The organism is Streptomyces sp. NPDC001415 (assembly GCF_053597395.1).
Window position 1 is genome coordinate 136567 of record NZ_JBSFIE010000017.1, and the last position, 20047, is coordinate 156613.

Here is a 20047-nt window from a genome sequence, read left to right on the forward strand (position 1 = left end):
TACGAACTTGCGTGCCAGCACGATCGTTTCGGGGGCCGGAATTTTCTAGAGTTCTGAGTGCCGCAGGACGGGCGACGATCGCCACCGCACTCTCCTGACCTGTGGGGTTTTGCCCGCTGGCGTCCGTTGTCAGTGGGGTGGCGCACAATGGGCGCAGCAGTCACCGGAGGTACGGAGGGGCAGTAGATGGCCGTATGGGACGACCTGGTGGGCCAGGAGCGGGTGCAGGAGCAGCTGGGTGCCGCCGCCCGGGATGCCGACGCGCTCGTCACCGCCGAGCGTTCCGGTCAGCCGCGCCCCGAGGCATCGAAGATGACGCACGCCTGGCTGTTCACCGGACCACCCGGTTCGGGCGGTCCCACCGCTGCCCGTGCTTTCGCCGCGGCTCTCCAGTGCGTCAGTCCGGACCGCGCGCTCGGCGGCGAACCGGGCTGCGGCTTCTGCGACGGATGCCATACGGCTCTGATCGGCACGCACGCCGATGTCACGGTCATCACCACCGAGGGCCTCACCATCGGCGTCAAGCAGACCCGCGAGCTGGTGCGGGGTGCCCAGATGTCGCCGTCCGGCGGCCGTTGGCAGGTGATCATCGTCGAGGACGCCGACCGGTTCACCGAGCAGGCGGCCAACGCCGTCCTCAAGGCCGTGGAGGAGCCCGCTCCGCGCACGGTGTGGCTGCTGTGCGCGCCCTCCTTGGAGGACGTGCTCCCCACCATCAAGTCCCGCTGCCGTCACCTCACCCTGCGTACACCGCCGGTCGAGGCGGTCGCCGACGTGCTGATCAGACGCGACGGCATCGAGCCCGAGGCCGCGTACGCGGCGGCCCGCGCCACCCAGGGACACATCGGCCGGGCCCGCCGCCTGGCCACCGACGCGGCAGCCCGGGCCCGGCGGGCCGCGGTCCTGAAGGTGCCGCTGCGTATCGACGACGTGGGCGGCTGCCTGAAGGCCGCGCAGGAGCTGGTCGACACCGCGGCGGAGGACGCCAAGCAGGTGGCCGAGGAGGTCGACGTCAAGGAGACCGAGGACCTCAAGGCCGCGATGGGCGGGGTCGCCGGCGGCCGCATGCCGCGCGGCACCGCCGGGGTGATGAAGGAGCTGGAGGACAAGCAGAAGCGCCGCAAGACCCGCACACAGCGCGACAGCCTGGACCTCGCGCTGACCGAGCTGACCGGCTTCTACCGGGACGTCCTCGCGCTGCAACTGGGCACCAGGTCGGCCATCGCCAACGAGGACGTACGGGACGCGGTGGACCGGATCGCCCGCGCGTCCGGCCCCGAGCGCACCCTGCGCCGCATTGAGTCGATCCTGGCGTGCCGCGACGCACTGGACCGCAATGTGGCCCCGCTCCTGGCGGTGGAGTCGATGACGCTGGCCCTGCGAGCGGGCTGAGAACCAGACACAGGCTCTGAAACCGGCAGGGGTGACCGACCGTGGGGGAGATCGGGGCGGGCGAGGTTGACGGGATCACCCGTACGAGCCGCACAGCCGCGCACCGCATACATCACGTCACGAGGCGGATACGCTCCGGAGATGGACTCCAGGCGCCTGCTCCGCACTTCAGCCATCGCCGCCGCGACGGCCGGCCTGCTCATCTCCGGCTGCTCGTCGGGCAGTTCGTCCACGTCCGCGACCGCCTCCTCGCACGCCATGACGAAAGCGGCCCCCGCCGACGACCCGACGGCGGAGGCCCTCGGCCCGTACTACACGCAGAAGCTGAGCTGGCGGGCGTGCGGTGTCGCGAAGTTCGAATGCGCCACGATGAAGGCGCCGCTCGACTACGCGAAACCCGCCGGACCATCGGTCAACCTCGCGGTCGCCCGGTTGAAGGCGACCGGGCCCGGCAAGCGGATCGGCTCGCTCCTGGTCAACCCGGGCGGCCCGGGAGGCTCGGCGGTCGGCTACCTCCAGTCGTACGCCGGCATCGGCTACCCCGCGCCGGTCCGGGCCCGCTACGACATGGTGGCCGTGGACCCGCGCGGCGTGGCCCGCAGCGAACCCGTCGAATGCCTCACGGGCAAGGAGATGGACGCGTACACGGAGGTCGACCAGACCCCCGACGACCCGGCCGAACAGGCCGCCCTGGCCAAGGCGTTCAAGGACTTCGCGAACGGCTGCGAGGCCAAGTCCGGCAAGGTCCTGCCCCATGTCTCCACGGTCGAGGCGGCCCGTGACATGGACATCCTGAGGGCGGTTCTCGGCGACCAGAAGCTGTACTACGTCGGCGCCTCGTACGGCACGTTCCTGGGGGCGACGTATGCGGAGCTCTTCCCGTCCCGCACCGGCCGGCTCGTCCTCGACGGCGCCATGGATCCCTCCCTCTCCTCCCTCGACATGAACCGCGACCAGACGGCGGGCTTCGAGACGGCCTTCCAGTCCTTCGCGGCGGACTGCGTCAAACAGAAGGACTGCCCGCTGGGCACCAACTCCGTCGCGGACGCCTCGGACCGCCTGCGGAAGTTCTTCAAGGCCGCCGACGCCAATCCGATCCACACCGGCCAGAGCCGCCAACTCGGCGAATCCCTGGCCACCACGGGCGTGATCGCCGCAATGTACGACCAGGCGGCGTGGCCCGAACTGCGCACCGCGCTGACCCGCGCCATGAACGGCGACGGCGCGGGCCTGCTGGCCCTGGCGGACTCGTACTACGAACGCGACGCGAGCGGCAAGTACGCGAACCTGATGTTCGCCAACGCCGCCGTGAACTGCCTGGACCTGCCGCCCTCCTTCGCCGGCCCCGCCGAGGTGGCGGCGACGCTGCCCTCCTTCGAGCAGGCCTCCCCGGTGTTCGGCGACGGCTTCGCCTGGTCCGGCCTGAACTGTACGTACTGGCCGGTCAAGGCCACCGGCGCCCCACACCGCATCGAGGCGAAGGGCGCCGCCCCGATCCTGGTCGTCGGCACCACCCGGGACCCGGCGACCCCCTACAAGTGGGCCGAGTCCCTCGCCGCCCAGCTCTCCTCCGGCACCCTCCTCACCTACGAGGGCGACGGCCACACCGCGTACGGTCGCGGCAGCGACTGCATCGACACCGCGATCAACACCTACCTCCTCGACGGCACCCCACCGACGAAGGGAAAGCGCTGCTCATAGCCCCGATCGAGTCGGCTCCGGCCATGGTCGGGACCACTCCAGAAACTGTGTAGACTTGGCGACGCTGCTGCTCGCACCATGGTGCGCAGAGCGGTGCCGCCTTAGCTCAGTTGGCCAGAGCAACGCACTCGTAATGCGTAGGTCTCGGGTTCGAATCCCGAAGGCGGCTCTGTGGAAGCCCCAGGACTCACTCGCCGTGACCTGGGGCTTTTGCTTTTTTGCGGGGGTGGTTGGGGTGAGCGAAGGGTGCGGCCTTCGGGCCGCGGCTACGGCGCGTCGGCGTGTTTCTTCGTGATGCGGGTTTGCCGGGCCCAGCGGGCAACGGAGCCGATGACGAGCGCGACAAGGATGGCGCCCCAGTCGACGACGTGGGGGAGCCCGGGGAAGAAGGCGAAGAAGGCGAGTGTGGCGGCGGCCGGCGAGGAAGGCGATGATCAGGCTGACCGGCCGTGGCTGGCCATCGTGGCCGGGCGGAGTCTCTCGTCGGCCGAGGGGCGGCCGCCCTCGGCAGCTCACCGCACCCCCCGAATCCGCCCCACCAGCAAAGATCCGCCCACCCCGATCATCCCCGCCAGCGCGTACAGCACCCCGTACCCGCCCAGATGCGTGACGACCGGTGCCGCGATCGCGGGGGCCAGGACCTGGGGGAGGGCGTTGGCTATGTTGATGACGCCGAGGTCGCGGCCGCGGTCGGCGGCGCTCGGCAGGACATCGGTCAGGAGGGCGAAGTCGACCGAGGTGTACACCCCGTAGCCGACGCCCAGCACCAGCGAGGCCACCACCGCGCCCGTCCAGGTCTGCCACACCGCGAGCAGCATCGTCGCCGCCGAGATCACCAGGCCGGACCACACCACGAAGACCTTGCGCCGGCCCGTGCGGTCGGACCAGATGCCGCTGATCACCACCGTGCCAAGGAGCGTCACCGCGTCCAGCGCGGTCAGGATGAGTACCCCGGTGTCCGCGTCGCCCGCGTAGTGCACCGCGTCCGTCAGGTAGTACAGCAGGTACATCGTGCTGATCGAGTACGACAGGTTCATCAGGAAGCGCGTCAGCCACGCCCAGCCGAAGTCCGGGAAGCGGGCCGGGTTTATCCAGAAGCCGCCGATGAACTCCCGCCAGCGGAACGGGGGTTGGTCGGTCAACAGTAGGCGGGTGTCCCTGCGCATTGCCACGTACGGTACGACCGCCAGGATCGAGAACGCCGCGCACACCACGTATCCCGCGGTGATTCCGCCCGCTGCCGTCGCCAGGGCCGTGCCGACCAGGATGCCGCACACCTGCGACACCCCCAGCCAGCCGCCCACCATTCCGCGCCGCCGGTGCGGGACCTGGTCCGGGACCGCGGCCGTCAGGGCGGCGAACGACGCGTTCAGCGCCAGCTGCACCACGCACCAGCCCGCCGCCATCACCGCCACGCCCGGCGCCCACGCGAGGACGAGCAGCCCCATGACCCCGCCCGCGCCGCCCGCCACGACCCAGGGGATCCGGCGGCCCACCCTCGCCGTCGTACGGTCCGAAAGCGCGCCGAACAGCGGGTTCGCCACCATCGACACCGCGGCGCCCATACCCGTCACCAGGGCGAGAGTTGACGCTTTGTGATCGGGTGTGAAGTGTTCGGCCTGGCGCGCCAGAAGCAGTTGCAGCGGGCCGAACCACCCCACCCACACCCCCAGGTTGGCCAGCGACAGGGCCCCCACCCAGCGCCCGCCGGGCCGCTCCCCGTCGCCCGACCTCGGCCTGCCCAGGGCTCTGGCCCCGGGCTCCGCTGTCACCGGCCGCCTCCGGCGACATCACTGCCGACGCCCCGGATGACGTCTCGATACCAGGCGTACGAGGCCTTCGGCGTGCGCGCCAGCGTGTCGTAGTCGACGTGCACCAGGCCGAAGCGCTGTCGGTATCCCTCCGCCCACTCGAAGTTGTCCAGGATCGACCAGATGAAATAGCCGCGCACGTCCACGCCTTCCGTCATCGCCCGGTGCAGGGCGCGCAGATGGCCGTCGTGGTACGCGATCCGCCGAACGTCGTTCACCCGTCCCGAGTCCTCCCCGGCGGGGCCGTCGCCGTATGAGCAGCCGTTCTCGGTGATGACCAAGGGGGGTAGCGAAGTGCCGTATCGCGTACGGAAGTTGACGAGCACCTCGTGCAGGCCGTCCGGCACCACCGGCCAGCCGAAGTCGGTGCGTTCGTGGCCCTCTATCTCGTGCAGGCCGAAGGGGAGGTCCGGCGGGAGTTCGATCCCGGCGAGGCTCGTGACGGCGTCCGGCTTCGGTGCGCCCACCAGGGCCGGGTTGTAGTAGTTGATTCCGTACCAGTCGAGGGGGGTGGAGATGATTTGCAGGTCCTCTGCGACCGGGCCCGGCATCAGGTCGGCCCAGCCTTCGGGGTAGGTGCCGGTCAGGATCGGGTCCGCGAAGAGGCGGTTCATCAGCGTGTCGTACAGCTCGGCCGCCGTGCGGTCCTCGTCGGTGTCCCCGGCCGTCCACACCGGGCTGTGCGAGGCGGCTATGCCTATCTCCCGCGCCCCGGCGGCCCGCAGCGCCTCAACTCCCATGCCGTGGGCCAGGAGTTGATGGTGGGCGACCGGCAGCGCGTCGAAGATCAGCCGCATTCCCGGGGCGTGTTCGCCGAGCCCGTAACCGAGGAGCGTGATCTCGGCGGGCTCGTTGAGGGTGATCCAGCGCGGCACCCGGTCCGCGAGCCGCTCCGCGACGATCGAGGCGTACGAAGCGAACCGCTCGGCGGTGTCCCGGCTGAGCCAGCCGCCGCGCTCCTCCAGTGCGAGGGGGGTGTCCCAGTGGAACAGGGTGGGGACGGGGGTGATCCCGGCGGCGCACAACTCGTCGACCAGGCGGTCGTAGAAATCGAGGCCCGGCCGGTTGACCGGGCCCTCGCCGGACGGCTGGACCCGGGACCACGAGATCGAGAACCGGTAGGCTCCGACGCCCAGTTGGGCCATCAGGGCGACGTCCTCGCGGTAGCGGTGGTAGTGGTCGGTGGCCACGTCCGCGTGCGAGCCGTCCTTGATCCGGCCGGGCTCCTTGGTGAACGCGTCCCAGGTGGAGGGGCCCCGGCCGCCGGTGTCCACCGCGCCCTCGATCTGGAACGCGGAGGCGGACACCCCCCACAGGAAGTCGGCGGGAAAGGCGGGCAGCGGCGGCAGAGGCGGCGGCGTCATGGGGGAACCTTTGGGCCCGGGGGTGTGTCCTGTCAATGGAAAGTGAACAATTTTCATGTTCTGGGGTTCAGGTTCTGGGGTTCGGGTTCCAAAGGCCGAGAGGTCGAGAGATCGAGAAGCCCGGAGGTCCGGACATCCAGAGTTCGAGTAGGGAGCAGTAGCTTGCAGCACTCCGTACCGCCCACCGCCACCCGCTACCTCTACCTGGTCCGCCACGCCGACGCCGGTCATGAAGGCCCTGCCCTCACCGACGCGGGGCGGCGCCAGGCCGCGTTGCTCGGGCGGCGGCTCGCTCGGGTGCCGTTGGCCGCCGTGCACCACGGGCCGCTCGGCCGGGCCGCCGAGACGGCGCGGCTGATCGCGGCCGAGCTGGACGGCGTAGCGGTGACGGAGGCGGAATGGGCGGGGGACTACGTTCCGTACTGGCCGGAGCGGGGTGAGCTCCCGGCCGCCGACGCCGATCGCATCCTCGACTTCCTAGGGGACCCGGATCCCGGCGAGCGGGCGCTCGGATCCCGGCTCATCCGCGAGGCGATGGCCCACTGCGCCGGGCCCGTCACCGGGTCCGTCGCCGGGCCCGCTACTGGGCCCGCCACCCGGCCCGTCCCGCGTCACGAACTCGTCGTCACCCACAACTTCCTCGTCGGCTGGCTGGTGCGCGCGGCGCTCGACGCGCCCGACTGGCGCTGGATCGGGCTCAACCACTGCAACGCCGCCCTGACCGTCATCCGGTACGCCCCCGACCGGCCCGCCTCCGTACTGCTCTACAACGACATGGCGCACCTGCCCGCCGAGCTGAAGTGGACGGGATTCCCCAAGGAGTTCGGGGCCGAGTTCGGGGTGTGAGGCCGCCCGCGCCGGGCCGCCCGGGCCGTCCCGTACGAGACCCTGGCCTGCCGCCTCGAAAAACCCGGGTGAAACATTGCGGGGGGCCTCGCGCGTCAGTGGGGTGTAGGGGGAGAACGAGCGACGGGCGGGGGCGGGGCGGGCTGTGAGGCAGCCGTGGAGACTGGGGTCGCAGGGGGGACCAGAGCGGTCAGAGATACCCGGCTCCTCGGAGAGCCCGGATGAACCTGGGCGATCCGAGCGGTCTGACCGATCCGAGCGGTCTGGGCGGTCTGAGCGGCCCGGGTGGGCTGGGCGGCCGGCTCGGTCCTCCCGGGCCGAGGAGTTCATGGAGTTCGCGGCCGGGCGCGCGGGGCAGCTTTTTCGGTCCGCCTGTCTGCTGACGAGCGGGGACACCCATCTCGCCGAGGACCTCGTGCAGGAGACGCTGGGCCGGATGTACGTGCTGTGGGGGCGCGTCTCCCGGATCGACAACCCGGCGGGCTATGCGCAGACCGTGCTCGTACGGACCTTCCTCACCCACCGTCGGCGCCGCTCGGCCACCGAACGGCCGCTCGGTGAACTCCCCGACCGCGCGTCGGCGGGCGGTGGGGACCCGGCGCTGCGCGTGGCCCTGCTCGACGCGCTGGGGCAGCTGCCGCCCAAGGACCGGGCGGTCATCGTGCTCCGCTACTGGGAGGACCGCAGCATCGAGGAGACGGCGGACGTCATGAACGTCAGCTCTGCCGCGGTCCGCACCCGCTCGGTGCGCGCCCTCGCCAAGCTCCGCGAATGCCTCGGCGGCTCCCTCGCGGAGTACGCCGGCCACTGAACGCCACCGCACGCAGCCTCAACTCCCGGCACACGAGCGGGAGTTACAGATATTTCAGCGATCAGAACAGGAAGGCGTGGTTCGTCATGCCCTTTGAGGACCGGCTCGGTGAGGCCATGCGCCACACCGGAGACAGCTTCGAGCTCGGCGACCGCCACGGCCTGGTGGAGTCCGGCCTCGTCCGGGGCCGCCGCCAACTGGCCCGGCGTCGCACGGCCGCCGTCGTCGGCAGTGTGCTCGCGCTCGCCACGGTGGGCTTCGGCGGTGCGTACGCCGCCGGGCTCGTCGGCGGGGGCGGGGGCTCCTCGGTGGCGGCGCCGACCAAGCCGACGCCGGCGGACGGGCCCATCGGCGGGGCGGAAATGGTCGCCCTCTTCAAGTCGCTGCTGCCCCCGGGCACCGTGACCGAGGAGCAGGGAAGCGGACCGGGCGATCCGGGGGCCTCCGGCAAGCCGGGGGGCTCGTCCAAGGCGTCCGTGTCCGGGGTGTTCGACGACGGGAACGGGCCGGGCCTCGTCGCGCTGGGGGTGAGCAGGGTGGATCCGGCCGCCGCGTCCAGCCGGGACCAGGTCGCCTGTCCCCCGAAGGCCTTCGTGGACTACGACTCCTGCCGGACCGAGCAACAGCCCGACGGCTCCCGGTACATGCTGCTCCAGGGCTACGAGTACCCCGACCGCCGCGAGCAGACCAAGAACTGGCGAGCCGTCCTGCTCACCCCGAAGGGCAACCTGGTCGAGGCGAACGAGTGGAACGCGCCTGCCGAGAAGGGTGCCCGGGTCAGCCGGGAGATCCCGCCGCTCACCGCCGGGCAGCTCAAGGCGCTGGTCACCTCGCCCAAGTGGCTCTCGGTGGCCGACGCTCTCCGTGCGCCCCAGAAGGCGGACAAGCCCGTCGGCGGCGGGACCGGCGGAGGGCCCTCCGCCGAGGCGGTCCAGAAGCAGCTCATCGCGCTGCTCCCGGCGGGCAAGGGCCTCAAGGTCGGCGAGAAGGGCGGCCAGGACGGCTACGCCTTCGTCGTGGTCGACGACGGCAAGGGCAAGAGCCTGGTGGAGATCAATGTGCAGTCCGGGATGTCGGACGTCTCCCCGGAAGGTACGACCTCGACGCTGCCGGACGGCACTGTGGTCGGCTTGGCGAAGAAGCCGGGCGAGAAGAGTGGCGCCGGGGTGGTCATGTGGGTCGCCGACACCGTGCGGCCCGACGGGTTCCGGGTCGTCGTCTTCGCCTCCAACACCGGAAACCAGAACAAGGCGGCCACCCGGGCCGAGCCCGCCCTCACCCTGAACGAGCTGAAGGCCATCGCCCTCGACCCGCGCTGGGCCACTCTCAAGTAGCGCGTAAAGCTGGACCACCCTGAGGTAGCGCATCAAGCCGGACCACCCCCAAGTGGCGTGCGAACAGGGCTGCTTCGGGTGGTCGATGCGCCGGGCTACTTCGCGTCCGAATAGCGCTCCACCACCGCCGTCGTGAACGGGAACCGTACCGGCGTGTCCCCGAAGGCGATCCGTCCGGCCAGTTCGCCGGCCTCGCGGATCGCCTTCGCCACGAGGTCGGCCTCCTCGGCCGGGCAGTGCACGATCACCTCGTCGTGCTGGAAGAAGACCAGCTCGGCGCGGAGCCCGGCCGTGAAGATCGCCTGGCGCAGCGCGGCGAGCAGCAGCAGCGCCCAGTCCGCGGCGCTGCCCTGCACGACGAAGTTCCGGGTGAACCTGCCGCGCGCCCGGGCGTCGCTGGAGGCGTATCCAGGGGTGAACTCCCCACCAGGCCCCGCGAGTTGATCGTCCTGGCCCTGTGGGATGCCCGCCTCCTCGGCCTCGCCCGCTCCGGCGGCGGGCGGGCTGGTCCTGCCCAGCCAGGTGCGTACGAGCCGGCCCTCCTCGCCGGCCTTCGCCGCGTCGTCCACGTACGCCACCGCGAGCGGGAAGCGTCTTCGCAGCGCGGCCAGGTTCTTCAGACCGTCGCCCGAGGTCTGGCCGTAGATCGCGCCGAGCAGGGCGAGCTTGGCGTGTTTGCGGTCGCCGGAGAACGCCCGGTCGGACAGCGAGGTGTACAGGTCGCCGTCGTGGCCGGCCACCTCCATCAGGCCGGGGTCGCGGGAGATCGCGGCGAGGACCCTGGGTTCCATCTGGTCGGCGTCGGCGACCACCAGGCGCCAGCCCTCGTCGGCGACGACCGCCTGCCGTATCACCTTGGGAATCTGCAGGGCGCCGCCGCCGTTGGTCGTCCAGCGCCCGCTGGCCGCGCCGCCCGGGGTGTACTCGGGCCGGAAGCGGCCGTCGCGCACCCAGTCCTGCAGCCAGCTCCAGCCGTGCGCGGTCCAGATCCGGTACAGCTTCTTGTGCTCGATCAACGGCTCCACCGCCGGATGGTCGAGCTCGGCCAGTTCCCACCGCCGGGTCGACTTGATGCGGATCCCCGCCTCGCCGAAGGCCTTCACCACGTCGGCCGGCAGGTCCGGTCTGACCCGTCGCCCGAACGCCGCCGACACCTGGTCCGCGAGTTCCGCCAGGCGGCGCGGCTCGCCCCCGCCCCCCGTGCGGGGCGAGCCGCTGGCGTACCGCTCGCCGAGCAGGCCGTGCAGCACCTCGCGGTGCACATCGGCCCGCCAGGGCAGGCCCGCCCGGTTCATCTCGGCGGCGATCAGCATCCCCGCCGACTCGGACGCGGTGAGCAGCCGCATCCGCCCCGGGTGCTCGGCACGGTCGTGCCGGCGCTGCTGGTCCGCGTACACCTCAAGCAGCGCCTCGAAGGGCAGCTCCGAAGTGGTCCGGGGCTCGAAGAGGGAGGACTGCGAGCCGGGTTCGGCGGCCCTGGGCGGCGGGTCGGCCGGTACGGGTCTGTTGTGGAGGCGGGCCCACGCGGCCGCCGCCGAGCGGGGCTCGCCGAGCCGCCCCTCGTGGCCGAGCAGCAGCAGCTCGGCGTCCTCGATGTCGTAACACCGCTCGACCCTGACCCCGGACGCGAGCAGCCGGGGGTAGATCTCGGCGGTGGACCGCCACACCCAGCGGCCGACCTCGGGGCGCCCCCGGACGGCCGCGACCAGGTCGGCCTCCTCGCACACCCCGCCCGCGGGCAGCCCGTCGTCCCCGAGGGGTGCGAGCCGTGCCCCGCCGCCCTCGGTCGCCTCGATGGCCCACCGTTCGTTCACGCGATCGAGTCTGGCACCCACCACTGACAACGGCTCGCAGCCGCGACCCCGACACCTTCCACGGGCAACGGTCCGCGCGCGAAAGCGGAGGCTCACGCCACCGAGTGCAGCAGTGCCGCGGCCTCCCCGCGCGAGCTCACCCCCAGCTTGGCCAGGATGTTCGCGACGTGGAACTTCACCGTCGACTCGCTGATGTGCAGCTCCTCGGCGATCGTCCGGTTGCGGTGCCCCTGGGCGAGATGGCCGAGGACCTCCGCCTCGCGCGGGTGCAGCCCGGCCAGCGGGTCGACGCGCGGGCCGGGGGCCGTGCCCAGCGGCAGGGTCGCGGTGACCGTGGTGCCCCAGCCGGGCAGCGCGTCCACGGCGAGGGTGCCGCCGAGCGCGGCCAGGCGCTGGGCCACCCGGTGAGTGTCGAGCGCGGCGCGCGGCAGCTCGCCGGGCCCGTCGTCCCGTACGGCCGCGACCAGTTGGCAGTTGGCGAGCCGCCAGCGCACGTGGATGCGGCGCACGTCCTGCTGCCCTGCCATGGCGAGCACGAGGGCGCGCACGGCGGCCCGTGCGAGGTGGGCGACGTCCGCCGGAACCGACATCTCGGCGGTCTCCGCCTCGGGGGGCGAGACTTCGAGCCGAACCTCGCTGTGGCGCAGCAGCGGCTTGAGCGAGTCGGCGAGCCGGGCGAAGGCCTCGGCGGCCGGCTCCTCCGTCAGCTCCTGGTTCCGGTCGGCCTCGGCGCGCAGCGCGACCAGCGCGGACACCGCGAGGTCGACGGCGCGCGAGCGGGCCGCACCGTCCTCCAGGCTCTTGCTGCGCAGCACCCCGAGCAGGGCCGTGAGCGCGGCCTCGTGGGCCTCGCCCAGTTCGGCGATCACCCGGGCGCGCTCGGCTGCGGTGGACCGCGACTGGGCGACCGCGCCCGGCACCGCCTCGATCGCGAGGCGGGCCCGATGGCCGGTCACCAGGTCCCACAGGTGCTGGACGATCTCGGAGTCGGCGTCCGTCAAAGAGCCCGCCTCCGTCAACAGGGCTCCCGGTGACTTGCGTGCGGGGTCCGTCAACATGGCTCCCGGTGACTTGCGTGCGGGGTCCGTCAACATGGCTCCCGGTGACTTGCGTGCGGGGTCCGTCAACATGGCTCCCGGCGGCTTACGTGCGACGTCCGTCAACACGGCTCCCGACGGCTTACGTGCGACGTCCGTCAACACGGCTCCCGACGGCTTGCGTGCGACGTCCGTCAACACCGCGCCCGGCGACCTACGTACGAGAACGAGCAGCGGCGGCTGGGCAGCCATCGGCGCGGCCTCGCTCGCGACCGCCACCACGGCCCGCTCCTCGCCGCCGATCACGGCCGTGCCCTGCCAGGGGCGGCCCGGCGTGACGAGAGGGCCGAGCGCCCGGAGGTCGGTGACGGTGATCCGGGCCGCCCCCGCGTCGCCGTGCACCTTGAACGGCGAGTGCGCGCAGTGCCCCGACAGTTCGGCGGCGACCGTGTGCGCGACCAGCGGCGCGAGGGCTGCGGACAGGGTCGGCAGGATCTCCTCCATCGGCCCGCTCACCAGCTCGGCGGCGCGGGCGAGCGCGAAGGCGGCGGGCGTCGTAACGGTGGCGGCGCGGGGTGTACTGCGGCTCGTGCGGGGCTCCATCGCCCCAGCGTACGGTCGGCGCGGCCGTCCGTGCCCCGCCTTGTGGCCAGGTCGAACCGGCCGTAAGGCGGGCCGGGTTGGGCCGGATGACGACGGACGCTGGACCCACGACGCGGTGAACCACAACTGCACGGTGAACCACAACTGCACGGCGAACCACAACTGCACGGTGGTTCACCACTACACGGTGAACCACCAGCACACGGTGATGATCCGCCACGTCGTGGACGACGTAATGAGCGATACGAGGAGTGCTGTGATGGAAGCGATCGTGTACGAGCGGTTCGGCGGTCCCGAGGTGCTGGCCCTGGGCGAGGCCGAGAAGCCTCAGCCCGGCCCTGGCCAGGTGCGGGTGAAGGTGGTCGCGGCGGGCGTCAACCCGGTCGACTACCGGATCCGCAACGGCTGGATGCAGCACCAGTTCCCGGTGACCTTCCCGGCCGTCCCGGGCCTGGAGCTGGCCGGTGTGGTCGATGAACTGGGGGCGGGTGTAACGGAGTTCGCGGTCGGCGACGAGGTGTTCGGGCACTCCGACACCGGCGCGTACGCCGAGTACGCCCTGGCCACCCATGTCGTACGCAAGCCGGCCGCGCTGACCTGGGAGCAGGCCGTCGCGCTGCCGGTCGCGGGCGAGACCTCCGAGCGGGTCCTGAACCTGCTCGAAGTGGGCGCCGGCGAGACCCTGTTGATCCATGGCGCCGCCGGCGTCACCGGCTCGGTCGGGGTGCAGCTCGCGGTGGCCCGGGGTGCCACGGTGATCGGCACCGCGTCCCCCGCGAACCACGCCTTCCTGCGCGAGCTGGGCGCGATACCGCTGGCGTACGGGGAAGGCCTGGTCGAGCGGGTGCGCGAACTCGCCCCGCAGGGCATCGACGCGGTGTACGACGCGGCCGGCAAGGGCGCGCTGCCCGACTCCATAGAGCTGCGTGGCGGCACCACCTCCCGCATCGTCACCATCGCCGACACGGGCGCCGCCGACCACGGCGTCCGCTTCAGTGGCGAGGGCACGCCGGCCCCCGAACCGATCTACGAGGCCCACGCCCGCCTGGTCGCCGAGGGCCGGCTGCGCATCCGCCACGCCGAGACGTTCCCGCTCGCCGACGCGGTCAAGGCCCTGGAGCTGAGCGAGGGCGGCCACACCAGGGGCAAGCTCGTCGTCAAGCCGTGACGCCGGCCCGGTAGCGCCCCGGAGTCGTGCCGTACTGCCTCCTGAAGGCGTGCGACAGGGCGTACGGGGTGCTGTAGCCGACGCGCGGGGCGATGGCGTCGAGCGCGTCCGGGGTGGTGCGCAGGAGGGCCGCGGCGCGGGTCAGCCGCCACCAGGTGAGGTACGCCATCGGGGCCCGGCCGACCAGCGCGGTGAACCGGCGCGCCAACGTGGCCCGGGATACGCCCACGCGGCCCGCGAGCCGCTCGTTGCTCCACGGCGCGGCGGGGTCCTCGTGCAGGGCGTGCAGGGCCGCGGCCACCACCGGGTCGTGCAGCGCGGCCGGCCAGCGTGAGGTGGTGCTGTCCGCCATCCAGGCCCGTACGAGATAGACGAGCAGCAGGTCGAGCAGGCTCGGCAGGGCGACCGCCGCGCCGGGGTGCGAAGAGGCGACCTCGTGGCCCAACAGGCCGATGGCTGACCGGAGTTCATCGTCGTGCCCGGCCCGGTCGGGGATGTGGACGACGTCCGGGAGGTCGGCCATCAGGGGGTGCGTGTGGCGCCGGTCGAGCCGGTACTTGCCGCACAACAGCTCCGTGCCACCCGTATGTCTGCCGTCTGCACGGGAGTTGGTGGCGGCCGTCTGCGACCAGCTCGTGAAGTCGACGGCGCGCTCGATCGTGGCCCGGTCGGCCGGGCGGTCGGCGATGACGTGCCCGCTGCCGTGTGGAAGCAGCACCGTGTCACCCGTGTTCAGGCTGACCGCGTCGCCGCCCTCGGTCAGCATCCAGCAGCTGCCCTCCAGGACGACGTGGAAGCCCGCGCCCTCGTACGGGTCGAGGCGGGCGCACCAACTGCCGTCCACCCGCAGCCTGGTGGAGGAGGGCCGGCCCACCCGCACGGCGGAGATCGCGTCGCTCACCAGGTCCATGGGGCCAGCCTAGCGATGACCCGCCGAGCAGTGAGACGTTCGCGTATCCAGATGAGCAGGTGAGGCATTGAGCGGCTCATCCGCGCCCTCTTAAGGTCGAGGCAACGGTCAGCGAGCGGAAGGCGGCGGGGACGTGCAGGGCATCACCTTGGGCGAGGTCGAGATCATCAGGGTCGTGGAGTGGGAGGGCACGTTCGGGTCCGCCCGCAGGATCGTGCCCGACGCCGGGATCGAGGTGTGGAAGGCCAACGAGGACATGCTCGCGCCGGACTTCTGGGAGCCCGGCAGCGACGAGTGGATCGGGGCGCTTCAAACCTGGGTGCTGCGCAGCGGCGGGCGGACCGTGCTCGTGGACACCGGTGTGGGCAACGGGCGTGAGCGGCCCAGTATGCCGATGTTCCACCATCGAAACACCGATTTCCTGGGGCAGTTGGCGGCTGCCGGGGTGCGGCCCGAGGACGTCGACGTCGTCGTCAACACTCACCTGCACTCCGACCACGTCGGCTGGAACACGGTGGGTCGAGGGCCCGGCGAGTGGGTGCCCGCGTTCCCCAACGCCACCTATCTCATGCCGGCCGCCGACCACACCCACTTCGACCCGGCGAACGGGCGCGAGCTGCGCGTGGACGACGTGGCCCTCTTCGAGGACAGCATCGCGCCGATCGTGCGGGCCGGGCAGGCCGTGCTGTGGGAGAGCGAGTACCGCATCGACGACAACCTCCTTCTGGAGGCCGCGCCCGGACACACGCCGGGCTCCTCCGTACTGAGGCTCGCGTCCGGCGGCGAACGGGCCGTGTTCGTCGGCGACCTGCTGCACAGCCCGGTGCAGATCGCCGAGCCGTCCTGCAACAGCTGCTTCTGCGAGGACGAGGCGCAGGCCGCGGCCACCCGGCACCGCATCCTGGGCCGCGCCGCCGACGAGCGCGAACTCGTCGTCCCGGCGCACTTCGGCGGCGCCGGAGCCTTCGAAGTCCGGCGCGAGGCAAGCCGGTTCGCGGTCCGGAACTGGGCGGCCTACGACGCGTAGCGGGAACTGAGCCTGCGGGGACCGGGTCTTCTACGACGCGTAGCGGGCGCCCAGCTCCCAGGCGCCGTGCAGCGCGTCGGCGAAGGCCGCGGCCAGCTTGTGCTCGCCGCTCGGGCCCGGATGCGTACCGTCGTAGGTGTCCCGGTGGATGTCGTACGAGTCCGGGACCGCGGCGAGCAGCAGCGGTGAGGCGGCCGTGTCGAGGTCGGCGACCGCCTTGGCGAGCAGCTCGTTGAAGCGGTCCACCTCGGCGGCGAAGGGGGCGTCCTCCTCGGCCCGTACATTCGGGATGACGGGCAGCGCGACCATGCGGACCTGCGGGTTGGCCTTCCGGGCGCCCTCGACGAACGCGCGCACGTTGGCGGCGGTCTGGTCGGCGTCCGTGTAGAAGCCGAGGTCTATCAGGCCGAGCGAGACGAGCAGCACGTCCGCCCGGCTCTCCGCGACCGCCGAGCCGATCACCGGCGCCATGTGCAGCCAGCCCTCGCCCCAGCCCGCGAGGTGGCGGCGCGCGCCGGCCGGGAAGCCGGGGGCTGCGTACTCGTGCGAGACCGCCGCGCCGGCCGCCGGGTCGTACAGCGCGGTGCGGGGGCCGACGATCTCGTACGGGCCGTCGAAGGACGCTTCGAGGTGGCGCCACATGCGGTAGCGCCAGGTGAAGTCGCCGGGGCATCCGATGGTCATGGAGTCGCCGACGAAGAGAAAACGCATGGGGGTCATCATTACCGATCGGTACGCGGTGCTGCGACGTGACGGTGGACACCCCGGGTACCGGGCGCGGCCGTGGACACTGGGGGGATGCGTTCGCTTCTGAGGGTGTGCGGGGTGGCCGGGCTCGTCCTGGTGTGTGCGGCGGGGCCGGCGGCGGCCGACGACGGCGGGTTCACCATCAAGGACCCCCGCATCAAGGAGTCCAGCGGCCTCGCCGCGAGCCGCGCCCACCCCGGCATCTACTGGACGCACAACGACAGCGGCGACGGCCCGTACGTGTACGCCGTGGACGCGAGGACCGGGCAGACCGTCGCGCGCGTCACCATGGAGGGCGTGGGCCGGCCGCGCGATGTGGAGGCGATCTCGATCGGGCCCGACGGCGACCTGTACGTCGGCGACATCGGCGACAACCTGGACGGCTCCTGGAGCCACGTCTGGATCTACCGCTTCCACGAGCCCGCCCAGCTGGGGGACCAGACGGTCAAGGCCACGCAGTACGTCGTCCAGTACGCCGACGGGCCGCGCAACGCCGAGGCGCTGATGGTCCATCCGAAAACCGGCCGCGTCTACATCGCCTCGAAGCGCGAGAGCGGCGGCGGCCTCTACGAGGGGCCGGCCGAGCTCTCCGCCTCCGGTACGAACGTCTTCCGCCGGGTCGGCGAGGTGCCCTGGGTGACCGACGGCGCGTTCTCGCCGGACGGTACGAAGCTGGCGCTGCGGGGCTATTTCGCGCTGGCCGAATACGCCTGGAAGGGCGGGGCCGCCCCGCTCGGTGACTGGAACGCGGTGCCGGGCACGCCGGTGCAGGCCCAGTCCGAATCGGTGACGTACACCCCGGACGGCACGGCCCTGATGGTCGGCTCCGAGGGCGCGGACAGCGACGTGGTGCGCGTCCCTCTGAAGGAGGGCGGGGCCAAGTCGCCTTCCGCGGGCGGCAGTTCCACCCATCAGGGTGACGGGGCGGGCGAAGGGAACTATCTGCTCGGCGCGATGGTTCTGGCGGGCGCCACCGCGCTCGGCCTGGGAGGGCGGCGCGTGCTGCGGCGCCGCAGGGGTTGAGAGCCGGTGCCTGACCCCCGCCCGGGGCCGGGGCGTGCTTTGGGGCAGCGGCTCCGAGGGGGCCCGCACCTCGCGGTACGGGCCCCGGGTGTGCGGCTCAGCGCTTCTGCGGGCACTCCTTCCAGGCCAGGTGGTAGATGGTCTGGATGTTGCCGTCGGTGGAGTCCATGGCGATGAAGCTGTTGGTCTTCGGGTCCGAGGTGCCGGCGTTCGCGCGCAGCTCGGTGTTGATGTTGAAGTTGCGCTGCACGCCGCAGGGGGCCCAGACCAGCTGGCCCCAGTCGGTGGAGTCGGTGGCCTCCCAGTTGTCGTCGTACGGGCCGTTGAAGGGGTGCGATCTGCTCGCCGTGTCGGGCGATCCCTGGAAGTAGTACGAGGCCTTCTGGGTGGCGCTCGCGCCGTTCTCCAGGTGGGCGAAGCCGCGGTAGTCGGCGCTCGCGATGGCGTAGGTGAAGCCCTGGGGGACGTGCACGATCAGGTTGAGCTGGCAGTTCTTGCGGAAGTCGGTGGGCTTGGCGCCGGCGCCAACCTGCGCCAGGTATTGGCTGTAGGTGACGGTGAAGGCGGTGTTGTCCGGGGCGACGGCGACCGCGGCGGTGCCGATGGGGCAGCCGGACCCGTTGACGGTCGCGACCTCGATCACGATCTTGTCGGGCGGTGCGATGATGCCGGACGCCGCGGCCGGGGCCGCCTGGGTGAAGAGCGAGGACGCGAGGAACGCTGCGGTCGCGCCGCCTGCGAGAAGTGCACCGGGCATGGTGAAGCTCCGATCGGTTGGTCGGTGGCCTTGCGTGGATGTGGGGAGTCCAGCCGAGCGCCCATGCCGTCGCCGTGCCGTCGACGCGTCTGGCTTCGAAGCGACATAGTTGAGACATGGACATGTCAAACCTTCGGACCGGTCCGGCCGTGGTGCGGAACGCGCCGGATCGCTTTGGATGGTAGGGACCAAGTCCCCTATGGAATAGGGCGGTTATCAGCCGCGCGTGAGAGCGGGGCGGGAGAAGCCGGGCGGGGGCGGCCCGGGCATGCGCGAGGGCCCGGCACCATGACGGTGCCGGGCCCTCGTCCGTGTCCGCGTAAGCGCCCGCGTCCCCGTATGCGTCGGCGGATGCTCAGAGCGTGTGGGTGCTCAGAGCTGCTCGATGACGTAGTCGACGCAGGCCGTCAGGGCCTCGACGTCGGACGGGTCGATCGCCGGGAACATGGCGATGCGCAGCTGGTTGCGGCCGAGCTTGCGGTACGGCTCGGTGTCGACGATGCCGTTGGCGCGCAGCACCTTGGCGATCGCGGCGGCGTCGATGTCGTCCGCGAAGTCGATCGTGCCGATGACCTGCGAGCGCTTGGCCGGGTCCGTGACGAACGGGGCCGCGTGCTTGGAGTCCTCGGCCCAGCCGTACAGGGCGCCCGAGGACTGGGCGGTGCGGGCCGTCGACCAGGCGAGGCCACCCTGGCCGTTGATCCACTTCAGCTGCTCGTTGAGCAGGAACAGGGTGGACAGGGCCGGGGTGTTGTACGTCTGGTTCTTCAGCGAGTTGTCGATCGCGGTCGGCAGCGAGAAGAACTCGGGCACGTGGCGGCCGCTCGCGTGGACGCGCTGGGCGCGCTCCAGGGCGGCGGGCGAGAACGCCGCGAGCCACAGGCCGCCGTCCGAGGCGAACGACTTCTGCGGGGCGAAGTAGTAGACGTCCGTCTCGGTGATGTCGACGGGCAGGCCGCCGGCGCCGGACGTGGCGTCCACCAGGACGAGGGAGCCCTCGTCAGCGCCCGCCACGCGCCTGATCGGGGCGGCGACACCGGTCGAGGTCTCGTTGTGCGTGAACGCGTACACGTCCACACCCGCCTCGGCCTTCGGGTCCGGGTGCGTACCCGGGTCGCTGCTGATGACGGTCGGCTCGGCCAGCCAGGGCGCGAGCTTCGCGGCCTTGGCGAACTTGGACGAGAACTCGCCGAAGTTCAGGTGCTGGGACTTGTTCTCGATCAGGCCGTGCGTCGCGACGTCCCAGAACGCGGTGGAGCCGCCGTTGCCCAGGATCACCTCATAGCCCTCGGGGAGGGAGAAGAGGTCGCGGATGCCCTGGCGCACCTCGCCGACCAGGTTCTTGACCGGCGCCTGGCGGTGGGAGGTGCCGAGGAGAGAGGTACCGGTGGCGGCCAGGGCGTCCAGCGCCTCCGTACGCACCTTGGAGGGGCCCGCGCCGAAACGGCCGTCGGCGGGCTTCATGTCAGCGGGAATCTGGATCTCAGCCACGTGCGCGAGCGTATCCGGTTCTGGGCCGCCCGGTCCGGCGGGTCCGCCGGATGAGACGGTCCCCACAGCGGTGGCGGGCCCGCCTGGGGCTGCGCCCCAGACCCCGAGGGGCCTGCCCGCCCTCCCACCCGTGCAAGGGGTGGAATGGTCCGGCTCCTGGGGGCTGCGCCCCCAGACCCCCTTGCGGGGACTTCGTCCCCTGCACCCCTTT

General features: G+C 71.8%; 16 protein-coding genes and 1 tRNA gene. 9 read left to right on the top strand and 8 right to left on the bottom strand.

What is annotated here, in order from left to right; translation table 11 throughout:
• The first annotated feature begins 186 nt into the window (after nt 1-186).
• The 3 genes from ACWC2B_RS23125 (at nt 187) to ACWC2B_RS23135 (ending at nt 3262) form a co-directional block, all read left to right on the top strand.
• On the top strand, nt 187-1392 hold the full coding sequence (locus ACWC2B_RS23125) for a DNA polymerase III subunit delta' (protein WP_450719482.1): 1206 nt from the start codon (nt 187-189) through the stop codon (nt 1390-1392).
• Between the two features lie 141 nt (nt 1393-1533).
• Nucleotides 1534-3093 carry an alpha/beta hydrolase gene (locus ACWC2B_RS23130; RefSeq protein ID WP_450719484.1) on the top strand — a complete coding sequence of 520 codons (1560 nt, stop codon included), beginning with the start codon at nt 1534-1536 and terminating at the stop codon, nt 3091-3093.
• A gap of 95 nt (nt 3094-3188) precedes the next feature.
• A tRNA-Thr gene (locus ACWC2B_RS23135) sits at nt 3189-3262 on the top strand.
• Between the two features lie 343 nt (nt 3263-3605).
• On the opposite strand, the gene ACWC2B_RS23140 is transcribed toward ACWC2B_RS23135, so the two are convergent.
• Nucleotides 3606-4865 (bottom strand): MFS transporter, encoded by a 1260-nt coding sequence (locus ACWC2B_RS23140; RefSeq protein ID WP_450719486.1) that lies wholly within the window; start codon nt 4863-4865, stop codon nt 3606-3608.
• Nucleotides 4862-6268, bottom strand: a complete 1407-nt coding sequence (locus ACWC2B_RS23145) for a GH1 family beta-glucosidase (RefSeq protein WP_450719488.1) — start codon at nt 6266-6268, stop codon at nt 4862-4864. Before ACWC2B_RS23145 ends, ACWC2B_RS23140 begins: the two co-directional genes overlap by 4 nt.
• Nucleotides 6269-6430: 162 nt before the next feature.
• On the opposite strand from ACWC2B_RS23145, the gene ACWC2B_RS23150 reads away from it, so the two are divergent.
• The 3 genes from ACWC2B_RS23150 (at nt 6431) to ACWC2B_RS23160 (ending at nt 9259) form a co-directional block, all read left to right on the top strand.
• Entirely contained in the window at nt 6431-7114 is a 684-nt protein-coding gene (locus tag ACWC2B_RS23150; RefSeq protein WP_450719490.1) for a histidine phosphatase family protein, read from the top strand.
• 196 nt (nt 7115-7310) lie between these two features.
• The gene (locus tag ACWC2B_RS23155; protein WP_450719517.1) at nt 7311-7925 is read left to right on the top strand and encodes a SigE family RNA polymerase sigma factor; all 615 of its coding nucleotides are present in this window, start codon (nt 7311-7313) and stop codon (nt 7923-7925) included.
• 86 nt (nt 7926-8011) lie between these two features.
• Nucleotides 8012-9259 (top strand): hypothetical protein, encoded by a 1248-nt coding sequence (locus ACWC2B_RS23160; RefSeq protein ID WP_450719492.1) that lies wholly within the window; start codon nt 8012-8014, stop codon nt 9257-9259.
• Nucleotides 9260-9354: 95 nt separating this feature from the next.
• On the opposite strand, the gene ACWC2B_RS23165 is transcribed toward ACWC2B_RS23160, so the two are convergent.
• Nucleotides 9355-11073: a bifunctional 3'-5' exonuclease/DNA polymerase gene (locus ACWC2B_RS23165; RefSeq protein WP_450719494.1), complete on the bottom strand. Its 1719-nt coding sequence runs from the start codon at nt 11071-11073 to the stop codon at nt 9355-9357.
• A 92-nt stretch (nt 11074-11165) separates the two neighbouring features.
• Entirely contained in the window at nt 11166-12713 is a 1548-nt protein-coding gene (locus ACWC2B_RS23170; protein ID WP_450719496.1) for a LuxR C-terminal-related transcriptional regulator, read from the bottom strand.
• A gap of 259 nt (nt 12714-12972) precedes the next feature.
• Between ACWC2B_RS23170 and ACWC2B_RS23175 the strand changes: the two genes are divergently transcribed.
• Nucleotides 12973-13881: an NADP-dependent oxidoreductase gene (locus ACWC2B_RS23175; protein WP_450719519.1), complete on the top strand. Its 909-nt coding sequence runs from the start codon at nt 12973-12975 to the stop codon at nt 13879-13881.
• On the opposite strand, the gene ACWC2B_RS23180 is transcribed toward ACWC2B_RS23175, so the two are convergent.
• A complete protein-coding gene (locus tag ACWC2B_RS23180; protein WP_450719498.1) occupies nt 13871-14791 on the bottom strand; it encodes an AraC family transcriptional regulator in 921 nt (306 codons plus the stop codon). The two genes, ACWC2B_RS23175 and ACWC2B_RS23180, sit on opposite strands and share 11 nt — an antisense overlap.
• Before the next feature lie 133 nt (nt 14792-14924).
• Between ACWC2B_RS23180 and ACWC2B_RS23185 the strand changes: the two genes are divergently transcribed.
• On the top strand, nt 14925-15818 hold the full coding sequence (locus tag ACWC2B_RS23185) for an MBL fold metallo-hydrolase (protein WP_450719500.1): 894 nt from the start codon (nt 14925-14927) through the stop codon (nt 15816-15818).
• Between the two features lie 30 nt (nt 15819-15848).
• Here ACWC2B_RS23185 and ACWC2B_RS23190 read toward each other — a convergent pair whose 3' ends face one another.
• On the bottom strand, nt 15849-16529 hold the full coding sequence (locus ACWC2B_RS23190) for a GDSL-type esterase/lipase family protein (protein WP_450719502.1): 681 nt from the start codon (nt 16527-16529) through the stop codon (nt 15849-15851).
• An 87-nt stretch (nt 16530-16616) separates the two neighbouring features.
• Between ACWC2B_RS23190 and ACWC2B_RS23195 the strand changes: the two genes are divergently transcribed.
• Nucleotides 16617-17588 carry a WD40 repeat domain-containing protein gene (locus ACWC2B_RS23195; RefSeq protein WP_450719504.1) on the top strand — a complete coding sequence of 324 codons (972 nt, stop codon included), beginning with the start codon at nt 16617-16619 and terminating at the stop codon, nt 17586-17588.
• A 97-nt stretch (nt 17589-17685) separates the two neighbouring features.
• Here ACWC2B_RS23195 and ACWC2B_RS23200 read toward each other — a convergent pair whose 3' ends face one another.
• On the bottom strand, nt 17686-18345 hold the full coding sequence (locus ACWC2B_RS23200; protein ID WP_450719506.1) for a DUF4360 domain-containing protein: 660 nt from the start codon (nt 18343-18345) through the stop codon (nt 17686-17688).
• Nucleotides 18346-18717: 372 nt separating this feature from the next.
• Nucleotides 18718-19836 carry a phosphoserine transaminase gene (gene serC / locus ACWC2B_RS23205; RefSeq protein ID WP_450719508.1) on the bottom strand — a complete coding sequence of 373 codons (1119 nt, stop codon included), beginning with the start codon at nt 19834-19836 and terminating at the stop codon, nt 18718-18720.
• Nucleotides 19837-20047: the final 211 nt, after the last annotated feature.